Source organism: Streptomyces katrae (assembly GCF_000717655.1).
Lineage (GTDB): Bacteria > Actinomycetota > Actinomycetes > Streptomycetales > Streptomycetaceae > Streptomyces > Streptomyces katrae_B.
On record NZ_JNZY01000040.1, the window covers coordinates 22,398 to 38,554 of the forward strand.

Below are 16,157 nucleotides of genomic sequence, written 5' to 3' on the forward strand. Positions count from 1 at the left end.
AACTTCGCGACTACCTCAAGCGGGCAACGGTCGACCTGCGGGAGAGCCGTCAGCGTGTGCAGGACCTGGAGGAGCGCGCCCACGAGCCGATCGCGATCGTGGGCATGGCGTGCCGGCTCCCGGGCGGTATCGCCTCCCCGGACGACCTGTGGGAGCTGCTGAGCGCCGAACGCGACGCGGTCGGTCCCTTCCCGGAGGGCCGCGGCTGGGACCTGGAGAACCTGTACCACCCGGATCCCGACCACCTCGGGACCTCGTACGCCCGCGAAGGCGGCTTCCTGTACGAGGCGGACCGGTTCGACGCCGAGTTCTTCGGCATCAGTCCCCGCGAGGCGGCGGCCATGGATCCCCAGCAGCGGTTGCTGCTGGAGACGGGCTGGGAGGCCTTCGAACACGCGGGCATCGCCCCGACCGCGCTGAGGGGCACCCGTACCGGGGTGTACATGGGCGTCATGTACGACGACTACGGCTCCCGGGTCCCCCAGGCGCCCGAGGACTTCGAGGGCTACCTGCTGACCGGAAGCGCGGGCAGCGTCGCATCGGGCCGGCTGTCCTACACCTTCGGCTTGGAGGGGCCGGCGGTGACGGTCGACACCGCCTGCTCGTCCTCGCTCGTCGCGCTCCACCTCGCCGCGCAGTCGCTGCGTCAGGGTGAGTGCTCGATGGCGCTCGCCGGTGGTGTGACGGTGATGGCGACACCGGGCACGTACGTGGAGTTCTCCCGGCAGCGCGGGTTGGCGCCGGACGGCCGGTGCAAGGCGTTCTCGTCGTCGGCGGACGGCACGGGCTGGGCCGAGGGCGTGGGCGTGCTGGTGCTGGAGCGGCTGTCGGACGCGGAGCGCAGCGGGCACCGGGTGCTGGCGGTGATCCGTGGTTCCGCGGTGAACCAGGACGGTGCGAGCAGCCAGCTGACCGCGCCGAACGGGCCTTCGCAGGAACGGGTCATCCGGGCCGCGCTGGCCAACGCGCGGCTGTCGGCGTCCGAGGTGGATGCCGTCGAGGCGCACGGTACGGGTACGCGGCTGGGTGACCCGATCGAGGCGCAGGCGCTGCTGTCCGCTTACGGCCAGGCCCGTGGGGACGACAACCCGTTGTGGCTGGGCTCTCTCAAGTCGAACATCGGTCACACGCAGGCCGCGGCGGGCGTCGCGGGCGTGATCAAGATGGTCATGGCGATGCGCAAGGGGGTCATGCCCTCGACGCTGCACGTGGAGGAGCCGACCCCCGAGGTCGACTGGTCGGCGGGCACGGTGAAACTGCTGACGCAGCCCCAGCAGTGGCCGGAGCTCGATCGTCCGCGTCGCACCGGTGTGTCCTCCTTCGGGATCAGCGGGACCAACGCTCACGTGATCCTCGAAGAGGCGCCGCGCGAGCCTGCTGCCGATCCGGTGACAGGACCGGATGCCGTCGCACAACAGCCGGAGCCGGGCCGGCCGGCGCTGCCGGCACCGTGGTTGCTCTCGGCCAAGTCGCAGACCGCGCTCCGGGCGCAGGCGAGCCGGCTGCTGGCCTGGCTCGCCGAGCACCCCGAGACGGACGACGCCGACGTCGCCGCCGTCCTGACCGCTGGGCGTGCTCAGCTGGGCCGGCGCGGCGCGGTGCTCGGCGCCGACCGGGCCGGTCTGCTCGCCGGCCTCACGGCCCTGGCCGCGGGTTCGGCGTCCCCGCATGTCGAGTCAGGTGTCGCCACCACCGGCGAGACGGCCTTCCTGTTCACCGGTCAGGGCGCGCAACGTCTCGGCATGGGCGCAGGGCTGGCTGCCGCGTTCCCCGTGTTCGGCGCTGCCCTCGACGAGGTGTGCGCGCAATTCGACGCCCTGCTGGGGGTGTCGCTGCGCGAGGTCATGTTCGGCGGGGCCGGTGCTGCCGGGGACGGCGCCACCGACACCGAGCGCAAGGCCCTGCTCGACCGGACGGAATTCACGCAGCCCGCGCTGTTCGCGTTCGAGGTGGCGATGTACCGCCTCGTCGAGTCGTTCGGCGTGACCCCGGACGTGGTGGTCGGGCATTCGATCGGTGAGCTGGCCGCGGCCTACGTGGCCGAGGTGTGGTCGCTGGCCGACGCGTGCCGGCTCGTTGCCGCCCGCGGCCGGCTGATGGGTGCGCTGCCGACCGATGGGGCGATGCTCGCCGCCGCGGTGTCGCAGGAGCGGGCGCAGGAACTCCTCGCGGCCGGGACGGTCTCGTTGGCGGCCGTGAACGCGCCCGCGGCGATGGTGTTCTCGGGCGAGACTGCGGCGATCGCCGCACTGGAGGACCAGCTGGCGGACGAGGGTGTGAAGACGACCCGGCTGACGGTCAGTCACGCCTTCCACTCGGCGTTGATGGAGCCGATGCTCGCCGAGTACGAGCAGGTCGCCGGATCGGTGGCGTACCGGACGCCCCGCATGGGTGTGTGCTCCACGGTGTCCGGGAAGCCGGCCGGCCCCGAGCTGCTGACGCCGCAGTACTGGGTGCGGCAGGTGCGCGAGGCCGTGCGGTTCGCCCCGGCGGTGCAGTCACTCGTCGACGCGGGTGTGCGCCGGTTCGTCGAGGTGGGTCCCGACGCGGTGCTCGCGGCGCTGACCCGCCGGACACTGACCGACGAGGTGGCTTCCCGCTCGCTGGTCGCGGCCGGGTCACGGCGCGGCGTCGACGAGGTCGACCAGTTCCTGCGGTTGCTCGCCGCCGCCCACTGCTCGGGCATGACCGTCGACTGGGCGCTGCTGTCACCAGGAAGGCCGGCCACCCACCTCGACCTGCCCGTCTACGCTTTCCAGCAGCGCCGTTACTGGGTGCAGCCCGACGACGACGCGCTCGGTGACATGGGCCGCGCCGGTCTCTCCACGCTCGATCATCCGATGCTGCGCGTCGCCGCGCCGCTCGCCGGTCGCGACGAATGGCTGTTCAGCGGCAGGCTCTCCACCACCGACCAGCCGTGGATCGCCGACCACACGGCCTTCGGGGCGGTGCTTCTGCCCGGCACCGGGTTCGTGGATCTCGCGCTGGCCGCGGGTCGACGCCTGGAACTGCCCGTCGTGGACGAACTCGTCCTGGAGACGCCGCTGCTGTTCGAGGGCGCCGCTGCCGTGGACGTGCAGGTCTCGGTGACCGAGCCCGACCACACCGGCCGTCGGCGCCTGTCGATCCACTCGCGTGCCGTCGCCGGCACCGCGGGGTCCCACCCGGGCGAGCCGGACTGGACGCTCCACGCCACCGGCACCCTCGCCCCCGCCGACGGTGTGACGCCGGCCTGGACCGACCCCGACTGGCCGCCGGCCGACGGCACGCCGATCGACGGCACGCGTCTGTACGACCGGCTCGCCGACCTGGGATTCGGCTACGGCCCGAGCTTCCAGGACGTGCGCGCCGCCTGGACCAGTGGTGACGACGTGTTCGCCGAGGTGACCCTGGAAGAGGCGACAGCGGGCCGGGCGGCGGGCTTCGGGGTGCACCCGGCGCTCCTGGACGCGACCTTCCACGCTGCCATCGACGTGCTCGCCGAGGACCTCCCCGACGGCAGGCTGCCGCTTCCGTTCTCCTTCAACGGCGTCCGTGTGTTCCGCCCCGGCGCCACCTCGGTCCGCGCCCGCATCATCCGTTCGGGTTCCGAGAAGGTGCGCATCGACGCCTGCGACGCCACCGGCGCCGCGGTGCTGTCGATCGACGCCGTGCTCGCCCGCCCCGCGGACGCGACCGCTCTCGCCGGTGCCCGCAGCCCGCTCTACGCCGTCGACTGGACGCCGGTGACGGAGTCCGCGGTGCCGGACCAGCAGCTGGTCGCACTGGGTCGGCCCGTCGCAGGCTGCGCCGAGACGTTCGAGGACGTCGCGGCGTTCGCGACGGGCGGGAGCCACACCGGCGCCGCCGTCGTCTGGTCGCCCGAAACGGCGTCGGCGGACGGCGACGACGTCCCCGCGACGATCCGTACCGCCGTGCACAACGCCCTCGCGGTGCTGCGCGACTGGCTCACCGAACCGGGCTGCGCCGACTCGACGCTGATCGTGCTGACCCGCAACGGGGCAGGTCTGCCCGGTGAGACGCCGGACCCCGCGGCAGCGGCCGTCCGCGGACTGGTACGCAGTGCGCAATCGGAATACCCGGGGCGCATCGTGCAGGTCGACCTCGACGACCACGACCTCGCGGACCTGCACCAGCGGATCGCCACCGCGGTCGCCGCGGACGAACCACAGCTCGCCGTCCGCGGCGGCGCCACGCTGGCACCGCGGCTGATTCGTGCGACCACCCTCGAACCGGCCGGCGGGCACTTCGGTGACGGCACGGTCCTGATCACCGGCGGCGCAGGCGGACTGGGCGCCGTCACCGCACGCCACCTGGTCACCCGGCACGGGGTGCGCAGCCTGTTGCTCGCCTCGCGCCGCGGCTTCGACGCGCCGGGTGTCGAGGAGCTGGTCACCGAGCTGACCGCGCTGGGAGCCGACGTACGCGTCGCCGCGTGCGACGTCAGCGACCGCGCCGCGGTCGCCGCGCTGCTGGAATCCGTACCGGCGCACGAACCGGTGACCGCTGTCGTGCACACCGCGGGCGTGGTCGACGACGGCACCATCGAGACCCTCACCGCCGAGCAGGTGGACCGGGTGCTCGCCCCGAAGGTCGATGCCGCCTGGCACCTGCACGAGCTCACCCGCGACATGGACCTGTCGGCGTTCGTGCTGTTCTCCTCGGCCGGGCCGCTGCTCGGCGGGCAGGGCCAGGGCAACTACGCGGCCGCGAACGCGGCGATGGACGCGCTCGCCCAGGCACGCCGCAGCGCCGGCCTGCCCGCGCATTCGCTGGCCTGGGGGCTGTGGAAGCGCGGCATGGCCGAGGCATTGAACGACCCGGGTGCCGAACACCTGGTGCGTCAGATCCGCACGCGTCTCGGTCTGTCCCCGATCGAGCCGGACACCGGCATGCAGATGTTCGACAACGCGTTGACCACCGGCGAACCGATGCTGATGACCGCGCTGCTCGACACACCCGCCCTCACCGCGCTCGGCAGGCTCGGCACGCTGCCCGCGCTGCTGCGCGGCCTGATTCACGTACCGCCGCGCGGCCGGGTCGCCGACAGCCCGTTGCGCCAGCGGTTGCTCGACGCCCCCGCCGATCAGTGGGAGGCGCTGATCCGGGGCGAGGTCCGCGCGATCGCCGCCGCGGTCCTCGGCCACGAGTCGGCCGACGCCATCGACCCCGAGACACCGTTCACGGACCTGGGGTTCGACTCGCTCGGCGGCGTCGAGTTCCGCAACCGGGTGACCGCCGCCACAGGCGTTCAGCTTCCGTCCACGCTGGTGTTCGACTATCCGACCGCCGCCGCTGTCGCGGGCTTCTTGCGCACCAGGGTCGAGGGTTCGGAGCCGGCGCGACCGCGCCGCGCCTCGACCACTTCCAGGGCCAGGGCCGACGAGCCGATCGCGATCGTCGGCATGAGCTGCCGGTATCCCGGCGGCGTCGAGAATCCCGACCAGCTCTGGGAACTGATCGCCGGGCGCGTCGACGCGATCACCCCGATCCCGGGCGACCGGGGCTGGGACCTCGACCGCCTGTACGACACCGAACCCGGCAAGCCGGGCAAGATCTACACCCGGGAAGGCGGATTCCTGCATGCCGCAGGTGATTTCGATGCCGCCTTCTTCGGAATCGGACCCCGTGAGGCAGCGGCGATGGACCCGCAGCAGCGGCTGCTGCTCGAGGCGTCCTGGGAAGCGCTCGAAGATGCCGGTATCGATCCGACCTCACTGCGGGGCAGCGATACCGGGGTGTACGCGGGCGTCATGTACCAGGACTACGGCTACAACGCCCGCGAGGCCGCCGACGGCGCCGCGGAAGGCTATCTGGCGACCGGATCGGCCGGCAGCGTCGTCTCCGGCCGGGTCTCCTACGCCCTCGGTCTGGAAGGACCCGCGGTGACGGTGGACACGGCGTGTTCGTCGTCGCTGGTGGCCTTGCACCTGGCGGTGCAGGCACTGCGCGCCGGGGAGACGTCGCTGGTCCTGGCCAGCGGGGTGACGGTCATGTCGACTCCGCTGCTGTTCTTGGAGTTCTCCCGGCAGCGGGCGCTGTCACCGGACGGGCGCAGCAAGGCGTTCTCGAGCGCCGCGGACGGCGTCTCGTGGTCCGAGGGCGTCGGCGTGCTCGCCCTCGAGCGGTTGTCCGACGCGCAGCGCAACGGGCGCCCGGTGCTGGCCGTGATCCGCGGTAGCGCAATCAACCAGGACGGCGCGAGCAACGGCTTGACCGCACCGAACGGTCCGTCCCAGGAGCGGGTGATCGCGCAGGCACTGGTCAACGCAGGAGTGGCCGCCACCGAGGTGGACGCGGTGGAGGCGCACGGCACCGGCACCACGCTGGGTGACCCGATCGAGGCGCAGGCCCTGATCAACGCCTACGGACAGGATCGCGCCGAGCCGCTGCGGATCGGGTCGTTGAAGTCGAACATCGGGCACACGCAGGCGGCCGCCGGTGTCGGCGGTGTGATCAAGATGGTGCAGGCGCTGCGGCACGAGACGCTGCCGTCCACCCTGCACGTCGACGCGCCGTCGCCGCACGTGGAGTGGTCGGCGGGCGCGGTACGGATCCTGACCGAGGCCGAGCCGTGGCCGGCCGGGGAGCGTCCGCGCCGGGCGGGAGTGTCGTCGTTCGGGATCAGCGGGACCAACGCGCACGTGATCCTCGAAGAGGCGCCCGCGGTCCCGCCGCGGCCGGTCGATCCACCGCGCCCGGCGGCCGTGCCGTTGCTGCTGTCCGCGCGGACGCCTGCCGCACTGCGGACCCAGGCGCGCCGTCTGCACGACGCGCTGCGCGAACGTCCGGAGCTCGACCCGACCGACGTCGCGGTGACGCTGGCGCTGCACCGCGCGCGGTTCGAGCAGCGCGCCGCCGTCGTGGGCTCGGACCGGGAAACGCTGCTGGCGGCCTTGGCGCGCCTCGCAGCCGACGAGTCAGGACAGGGCATCGCCGACGGCGCCGGCCAGACGGGCACGACAGCGTTCCTGTTCACCGGTCAGGGCGCCCAGCGGACCGGGATGGGCGCTGGGCTGTACCGGGAGTTCCCGGCTTTCGCGGCGGCACTCGACGAGGTGTGCGCGGAATTCGATGCACACCTGGGGCATTCGCTGCGGGACGTGATGTTCGGCGCGCCCGCCGCTGCGAGCGGCGCGACCGCCGAAGCCCTGCTGGACCGCACCGAGTACACCCAGCCGGCGTTGTTCGCGTTCGAGGTGGCGATGTATCGCCTCGTCGAGTCGTTGGGCGTGACGCCGGACGTGGTGGCCGGGCATTCGATCGGCGAGCTGGCCGCGGCGTATGTGGCCGGTGTGTGGTCGCTGTCGGATGCGTGCCGACTCGTTGCGGCCCGGGGCCGACTGATGGGGGCCCTGCCGGCCGGTGGGAGCATGCTGGCCGCCGCGGTGCCGGAGGGGCGGGCCCTGGAGCTGCTGGCGGCGCTCGACGCCGATCCGGCAGCCGCCGCGGTCTCGCTGGCCGCCGTGAACGCACCCGATGCGGTGGTCTTCTCCGGAGACACCGGGGCGGTATCGGCGCTCGAGTCGAGGCTGGTGGCCGAGGGCGTCAAGACCAGCAGGCTGCGGGTGAGCCACGCGTTCCACTCCGCCTTGATGGATCCGATGCTGACCGAGTTCGCGGAGATCGCCGCGGGCCTGACGTATCACGAGCCGCGCATACCTTTGTGCTCCACGGTTTCCGGCGCGTTCGCCGACGATTCGGTGGGTACGCCCGGGTATTGGGTACGACAGGTGCGCGAGGCGGTGCGCTTCGCCCCGGCGGTGCAGTCACTGCTCGATTCGGGTGTGGGCCTGTTCGTCGAGCTGGGCCCGGACGCGGTGCTGACGGCCATGACCCGCGCCACTGTGGCGACGGACCTCGCAGCGCGCGCATCGGTGGTCGCGGGATCCCGTCGCACGGTCGCCGAACCCGAGCAGCTGGTCACCGCGCTGGCGACCGCGCACTGCGCGGGCCGGCCGGTGCGGTGGGCGGCCTACTTCGGAGCTCGGCCGCAGGCACGGATCGCGTTGCCCGCCTATCCCTTCCAGCACGAACGATTCTGGCTGCTGCCCGCGGAGGCCGCCACGCCGCTCGCCGGTGCCGACTCCGCCGACCACCCGCTGCTGCACGCCCAGGTGCAGCTCGCCGGCAAGGACGAGTGGCTGTTCACCGGCAGGCTCTCGCTGCGCACGCACCCATGGCTCGCCGATCACGCCGTCTTCGGCGCGGTCTCGATGCCGGGTTCCGGATTCGTGGAACTGGCTCTGGCCGCCGGTGCCCGGCTCGGCGTGCCGCGCCTGGCGGAACTGGTGCTCGAGGCGCCGCTGGCTCTCACGACCGACGGTGGCGCGGACATCCAGCTCGCCGTGGGCGAAGCCGACGCCGAGGGGCACCGGACCGTGGCCGTCCACGCCCGCGCCGCCGACGCCTGGGTGCTGCACGCCCGCGGCCTCCTCACGCCCGCCACGCCGACCGCGGCACCGGACTGGTCCCGGGTGTGGCCTCCGGTCGCCGGCGATCCGGTCGACGGACAGCAGGTGTACCGCGCGCTCGGCGACCTCGGCTTCGGGTACGGCCCGGTGTTCCAGGGCGTTCGCGCCGCGTGGTCGCGCGGGGAGGAAGTGTTCGCCGATCTGGCGCTCGACACCGCCACCGCAGCGCGCGCCACCGCCTTCGGACTGCATCCGGCACTGCTGGACGCGGTGTTCCACGCGGCTGTCGGCCTTCTCGCCGAGGGCGGGCCCGACGACCGGGTGCCCCTGCCCTTCGCCTTCGACGGTGTCCAGCTGGCACAGTCCGGGGTGGATGCCTTGCGCGTCCGCATCGCCCGCATCGCACCGGACACCTGGCGCGTGGACGCGGTCGACGCGACCGGCGCCCTCGTGCTGAGCGTGGAGTCGGTGCGGGCCCGCCCGATGGAGCGGCAGGCGCTGGCCCAGCTGCGCGGCGCGGCACCGCTGTTCGACCTCGAGTGGGTCGCCGTGCCCGCCGCCTCCCGGGCGGACACCGGGCGCATCGTCGTGCTCGGCGACCCGGCGACCGTCGAGGCCCCTGAGCCCCTGACGCGCTGTGCCGATCTCGCGGAACTCGCCGCGCTGCAGGATGCTCCCCACACGGTGGTGTGGTCGGCGCCCCGCGGAACCGGTGCCGGCGCGGAGGACGTACACGCCGGCGTGCTGACGACGCTCGCACTGTTGCAGGGCTGGCTGGGCGCCGAACGCCCCGGACGGCTCGTGATCGTGACGCGCACGGCCGCCGGACTGCCCGGCGAGGAACCCGATCTGGTCGGAGCCGCCGTGGCGGGTCTGGTGCGCAGTGCACAGTCCGAGCACCCGGGCCGGTTCCTGCTCATCGACCACGACGGCGACGCCCTGCCGATCACGTCGCTCGCCGACGCCCTGGCCCAGGACGAACCGCACATCGCCGTTCGCGAGGGCCGGCTCCTGGCGCCGCGACTGCAGCCGCTGCCCGCCACCGAACCGGGCGTGCCGCTCTCGTTCGACCACGGCACGGTGCTCATCACCGGCGGCACCGGCGGCATCGGCGCGATCGTCGCCCGGCACCTGGTCGCAGCGCACGGCGCACGACGACTGCTGCTGACATCGCGGCGCGGTGCCGCCGCGGACGGCGCCGCCGAACTGGTCGCCGAGCTGAGCGACCTCGGCGCCCACGTCCGGGTCGTGGCGTGCGACGTCACCGAACGCACCGCCGTCCAGGCCCTGCTGGCCGACATCGACACCGACGCCCCGCTGACCGCCGTCATCCACGCGGCGGGCGTTCTGGACGACGGCACGATCGACACCCTCACCACCGCGCAGACGACACGGGTGCTGGCGCCGAAGGTCGACGCGGCACTGCACCTGCACGAGCTGACCCGCGACCTGGATCTGTCGGCGTTCGTGCTGTTCTCGTCCGCGGCGCCGTTGCTCGGCGGGCAAGGACAGGGCAACTACGCCGCCGCGAACAGCGCGCTGGACGCGCTGGCACGCGTGCGGCGCAGCGCGGGCCTGCCCGCGCACTCGCTGGCCTGGGGACTGTGGACCGTCGGCATGGCAGGGGTACTCAGCGGGGACGGCGCCGAGCAGTACGCCCGCCAGATCCGGGCCAGGCTCGGCCTGGTCCCGATCGACCCGGAGTCCGGGACGGCGCTGTTCGACAACGCACTCGCGACCGGTCGGGCGACACCGATGACGGCACTGCTGGACACGGCGGCGCTCACCGACCTGGCGCGCGGCGGCACACTGCCCGCGGTTCTGCGCGGTATGGTCCGGGTTCCCCAGGCCGCCGCGAGCACCGGTGTCAGCCTGGCGCGGCAGCTGGCCGCACTGCCCGACGCCGACCGTGACGGTGTGATCCTGCGAGAGGTGCGCAACGCCGCCTCGGCGGTCCTCGGGCACCTGTCCGGCGACGCGATCGACCCGCACGCGCCGTTCACCGAGCTCGGTTTCGACTCCCTCGGTGCCGTCGAATTCCGGAACCGGCTCGCCCAGCTGACCGGGCTGACGCTGCCTTCGACGCTGATCTTCGACCACCCGACCGCCGCCGATGTGGCGAAGCTGGTGCGATCGCTGATCGAGGAATCCGACACCGGGGTGGTCGAGCAGGCACCGGCCGGCGTGCGCGGCACGATCACCGACCTGGTGTCGGCGGCGCATCACCGCGGTGAGCTGGCAGGGGCGATGCCCCTGCTGATCGCGAGCTCGGCCCTGATGACCACGTACTCCGCCGACGAGGCCGCCGTACGCCGCCCGGCTGCGTCGCAGCTCCTGGCGCGCGGCGCCGCGGCACCGGCACTGATGTGCATCCCCTCGTTCCTGGCGGGATCGGGCCCGCACCAGTTCGCCCGGCTGGCCCGCGAACTGGGCGGCGAGCGGCAGGTCAGTGCGTTGCGGCTGCCCGGCATGCGCGCGGGCGACGACCTGCCGGCGACATGGGCGGCGGCGATCGGGAGCCTCGCCGCGGCCGTCGCGTCGGAACGCGAGCGAGGCCCGGTGGTGCTCATCGGCTATTCGGCCGGTGGTGCGATCGCCCATGCGGTCGCCCGGCGGCTCGAGGACGACGGCGTTGAGCTCGCGGGCGTCGCGATGATCGACACCTACTCCCCGGAAGAGCACGAACTCAACCGCCTCGTGCTCACCGACGCGCTGGGGCAGATCCTGTCCCGGGACAACGCACTGACCCCCGTCGACGACCAGGGCCTGGTCTCCATGGGCGGCTACGTGCGGATATACCCCGAGCGCGAGGCCGAGCCGATCGCCGCGCCGACGCTGAATCTGCGGGCCACCGTGACGCTGGGCAGCTTCGGGGACGTCGACCCCGTCCCCGACTGGCAACACCGTGGACCGGCCGAGTACATCGAGGCAGATCACTTCTCGATCATCGAGGAACAGGCCGCACAGACCGCCGCCCACCTGCGGCGCTGGCTCGATTCGCTCAGCGGCCACTGATATCCGAACCGTCGATTCGAGGACACATGACAGCCGAAAACACATGACAGCCCTTTCGGCGGTCGGGTGATTCCCCGAATTCCCCACGATCCGCATGATCGGCGTCAGCAGATTCCCCACCCCTGGGGTCACGACTCCCCAGCGGGACGCTGACGTCGATCATGCGGCCGGCCGAGCCCGAACTAGAGCCGTCCCGGAGAATCGGTCGAGTTCCCCAGGAGAATGCCGCGGCCCGGGTTGAGGAGGGCCGATCGCGTTCCCCTTCTTCGGCCGTGTCCCGCGGCGCCTGGTGCCGGACGCACACCCGTACGAGCGCGCTGGACAAACTACGCGAACGCGGCATCCTTGCCCGAGACGCCCACGGGCGACGCGGTGCGACAGCTCTGGAGACATGAAATTCGTTCAGTCGCAACCATCCGGAAGTGAAATCCTCAACTCGCAAATCCGCCAGAGACACAAATCTGCTCGGTCTGCAAATCCAGCAGAGGCATACAGCTCGTCCGGCCGCAACGGTTTCGGCGAGAAAATCCCGGCTTGACAGTGTTGTGGAGGTTGCCTATATTCCCATCGGTCAAGTCTCCGCCCATCGATATCCGAAGGTGTTCATGACCGTGCCTCCTGCATTGCCGAAGCCCAGGCAGCAGTTAATTCTTTCCATTCTCATGCTGTGTTCGCTGCTGATCTGGATAGAAAACACCGTCCTGAGTACCACGCTGGAGACCCTTGCGGACCCGGCCCGTGGACTGGGCGCCGATCCCGGTCAGCTGCAATGGGCGACCGGGGCGTACACCCTGGCCTTCGCCACATTGATGTTCACTGCAGGCGCCCTGGGTGATCGGTTCGGCCACCGGACCGTGTTTTCCAGTGGGTTGGTGATCTTCGCCGCGTCCTCGCTGTGGGCCGCGTACGCAGGCGGTGCGGCCCAGCTGATCGCAGCTCGAGCTGCGATGGGCGTGGGCAGCGCGCTCATCACGCCCGCCATGATGGCCATCCTCATGTGGACCTACACCGGCCCCGCGCGGGCTGCCGCGATCGGCATTTTCTCGACCTCGGCCGGTGTCGGAATGGCTGCCGGCCCGGTGCTGGCGGGATTCCTGCTCGATCACTTCTGGTGGGGCTCGGTCTTTCTGATCAACGTTCCGGTCGCGGCATTGGCATTCGTCGGGCTTGCCGTGCTGGTTCCGAATTTCCGCAGCCCCACTCCGCGGCCACTGGACCCCGCGGGAATGCTGCTGTCGATGAGTGGGCTCGTGGCGTTGGCCTACGGGCTGATCCGGGCGGGGCAGGTGGCGGAGTGGAGTCGTACCGACGTGTGGGCGCCGATCGTCGTCGGGCTGGTCCTCCTGGTCGTTTTCGTACTCGTCGAACTGCGCCTCAAGGTGCCCAGCTTTGATCCGCGGCTGTTCGCGCAACGCACGTTCGGTGGCGGCAACGTGGCGCTCGGACTGCTGCTCTTCGGTGTGGCAGCCATCACCTTCTACAACGCGTTCTACCTGCAAGGTGCGCTCGGATTTTCGCCGATGAAGGCGGGTCTGGCCAATATCCCGACCGCACTCGGCGCGCTCGCGGGGGCGCCCCTCGCCTCGCGCCTGGTTCGCCGTCTGCCGCTCCGCCTCGTCGCCGTGCCGGCGCTCACCGTGGCTGCGCTGACCATGGGTGGGTACGGGTTCCTCGGGCTCCAGACCCCCCTCGTCTGGATCGAGATCCTGCTGTTGGTCCAGGGCCTCTCGGTCGGCATGGTGATCGGCCCCGTCACGGCTGCGTTGATCAGCGACCTGCCCCTGGAACAGGCTGGTGCGGGATCGGCCGTCACCAACACCGTGCGACAGACCGGCAGTGTGATCGGGATCGCAGTCGGCGGCACGATCATGTCGATCATGTACCGGGGTGCGATCGAACCTTCGCTGGAGGGTGCATCCGGTCCGGTGCAGGAGCAGGCACGAGTCTCCGCCGAACAGGCCCGCCACGTCGCCGCCACCATTCACCAGCCCTCTCTTGCCCGGGCTGCCGACGATGCGTTCATCCATGCCATGCACGTCGGCGCGGGCTGGATCGCGGCCGTCGCGCTCCTCGGAGCAGCGGTGCTGCTGATCACCTTGCCCGCTGCCGCAAAGAAGAAGGCCCCGACACCGCAGCCGGACCACGAAGAGGCGCGCAGCGCCGAGCCTCGATCCACCGTGTGACGGGCTGTCTGCAGAAGGAGACCCCTGTGTTGGCGAACATGAATGATCCCGCTGTGCGTGCGGTCGAATCGGAGCGGGGTTATGTGTCCTCTTTGTACGAGGTGCTCACCCAGCGGATTTCCGAGGCGCGAGCACAGCGCGCGAGTGTGCTGAAGGCCCCGGCGGAAAGCGCCGGTGAGGCCTACGAGAGGGAAATCGCCGCCGAGCGTCTGTCCAGGGAAATCGGCCGACTGGAGGGCGCCGAGAAGGGGCTGGTCTTCGGGCGCATCGACTGGACGGACGGCACTGCCCTGCGCATCGGGCGGATCGGACTGCAGACGGAGGAGGATGACCTGCCCCTCCTCGTGGACTGGCGCGCGAACGCGGCGCGGCCCTTCTACGAGGCGACACCGGTCCACCCGATGGACCTGCGCCGGCGCCGGCACCTGCGCCTCGAGGAGCGCACGGTCATCTCGGTGAGCGACGAACTGCTGGACGGGACCGCCCCGACCGACGAGGACGTCGTGGGGGACGGCCCGTTGACCGAGGCCCTGTCGGCACGGCGTACGGGCAGGATGCACGCGGCCGTCGCGACGCTGCAGACCGAGCAGGACGAGGTCGTCCGCTCCGCCCACCGCGGGGTGACCGTGGTCCAGGGCGGCCCCGGCACCGGCAAGACGGTGGTCGCCCTGCACCGGGCGGCCTACGTCCTGTACGCGTTCCCGCGCGCCGCGGAGGAAGGTGTCCTGGTGGTGGGCCCGAACGCCCGGTTCCTCGACTACATCTCCCAGGTCCTTCCCTCGCTCGGGGAGAACGACGTCGTTCTGGCGACCTGCCGGGAACTGGCGGGGGTGTCCCCGGACGCGGTGGGCCCGTTCGACACGGCGCGACTCAAGGGCAGCTCCGACCTCGCCGACGCCCTGGCCGGCCTGCTGCGCGTCCACCAAGCCCCCGCCGGTGACTTCACCGTGCGGGTCGGACAGGAACTGGTTCACCTCTCCGGCGAGGAGGTCGCCGCAGCACGCGACGCCGCCGTGGCAGCCGTACCGGGGCACAACCCCGCGCGCCAGGTGTTCAAGGAGCTCTTGGTCGACGCCGTCACCGACGCGATGCAACGAGACATGGGCGACCTCCTGGAACAGATCGACGCCGATACCGAACGGGCGACGGGCCTCAACCTCGACCGGTTCACGGGAGCCGCCCAGCGCCGTGTCGAAGGCGCACCCGACGCGGGTCCGGCCCACGAGCTGGACCTGGACGCCATCCGAGCCGATCTCCTCGACGACGCCGGCGTCGACCGAGCGGTCGAGATGCTGTGGCCGCGGCTGGTACCCGAAGACCTCGTGAAGGCGCTCCTGACGAACGCCGGCGCTCTCGCCGAGCACCTGCCCCGCCTGACCGCGCAGGAGCGGTCCCTTCTGCTGCGCGGTCAGGACGACCCGTGGACCGATGCCGATGTGCCGTTGCTGGACGAGGCGGCGAGCCTGGTCGACGGCCCCCCCGAGCGGACGTACGGGCACGTCGTCGTCGACGAGGCGCAGGAACTGACCGCCATGCAGTGGCGGATGATCGTCCGCCGCTGCCCGTCAAGGGCGATGACGCTGGTGGGGGACTTCGCCCAGGCGGGCCCGGTCGCCACAGCACGCGACTGGAAGGAAGCACTGGGCCCCCACGTCGGACCGCGGTTCAAACTGCACAACCTGACCGTCAGCTACCGCACCACGCAGGAGATCCTGGAGAGCGTCCGGGACCTGCTCACGCGGATCGCTCCGGACCAGAAGCCCACACGGTCACTGCGAAGCGGTGAGAGCCCTCGCACCGTGACCACACCTCCGGACGGGTTGGTCACCGCCGTCGTTCAGGAACTCCGCGCCCAGAGCACCGCGCACCCGGGCGAGCTCCTGGGAGTGGTCTGCGCGGACACCAGGGTGGGCGAGCTGACGGCCCAGGGCATCGCTCACCACGCACGCATCGTGCCGGCGTCCGAAGCACGCGGCCTGGAATTCGACGGGGTCGTCGTCATGAACCCCGAAGAAATCATCACGGCCCGCCCCGGTGGGGAAAGGGACTTGTACGTGGCCCTGACCCGGGCCACCAAGCGCCTCTGCACCGTCACCGTCCAGCCCGCCTGACGACTCGGCGCCCGCGTCGTCGCCGCGGGCGCACCCGGCGCGGTACGGACACCGGCCGGCACGCACGGGGCTGCTCGCCGCCTCACCGCTCGTGGCCGCACCCGGCATCGTACGGCCCGGTCCAAGCCGACGACGTTCAGATCCCCTTCGCGCAACAGGGTGAAGTCGACGTCGAGCTTCGGGCCGTACGCGTCGGGTTCGCACGCGGTGCGGGCCACGCTCCCCCTCAGGGGCGCCCCGGCATCCCGCGCGGCGGCGGCGCACCGCAGTTCGTCCTCCAGCTGTCGGCGGAAGGACGCGGCACCGAAGCCGCTGGTCCCGCCCTCCTCGCATCATGACGTCCTCACGTCGGCGGCCGTCCTCCCCGCCGTTGGCCACGCCGACGAGTCTCGCCCTCTCGGCCACCAGGGCGGGCAGAGCGCATCGCCCGGCCA

2 protein-coding genes and 1 pseudogene are annotated in these 16,157 nt (G+C 71.8%); all 3 read left to right on the top strand.

Going from position 1 to position 16,157, the window contains the following annotated elements; genetic code table 11:
- Positions 1 to 26: 26 nt before the first annotated feature.
- Positions 27 to 11,429, top strand: a pseudogene (locus IF09_RS0132495) (type I polyketide synthase); the annotation flags it as partial.
- A 605-nt stretch (positions 11,430 to 12,034) separates the two neighbouring features.
- A complete protein-coding gene (locus tag IF09_RS40985) occupies positions 12,035 to 13,612 on the top strand; it encodes an MFS transporter (RefSeq protein WP_234321229.1) in 1,578 nt (525 codons plus the stop codon).
- A gap of 38 nt (positions 13,613 to 13,650) precedes the next feature.
- Positions 13,651 to 15,723, top strand: a complete 2,073-nt coding sequence (locus IF09_RS0132505) for a HelD family protein (RefSeq protein ID WP_418953089.1) — start codon at positions 13,651 to 13,653, stop codon at positions 15,721 to 15,723.
- Positions 15,724 to 16,157 lie beyond the last annotated feature (434 nt).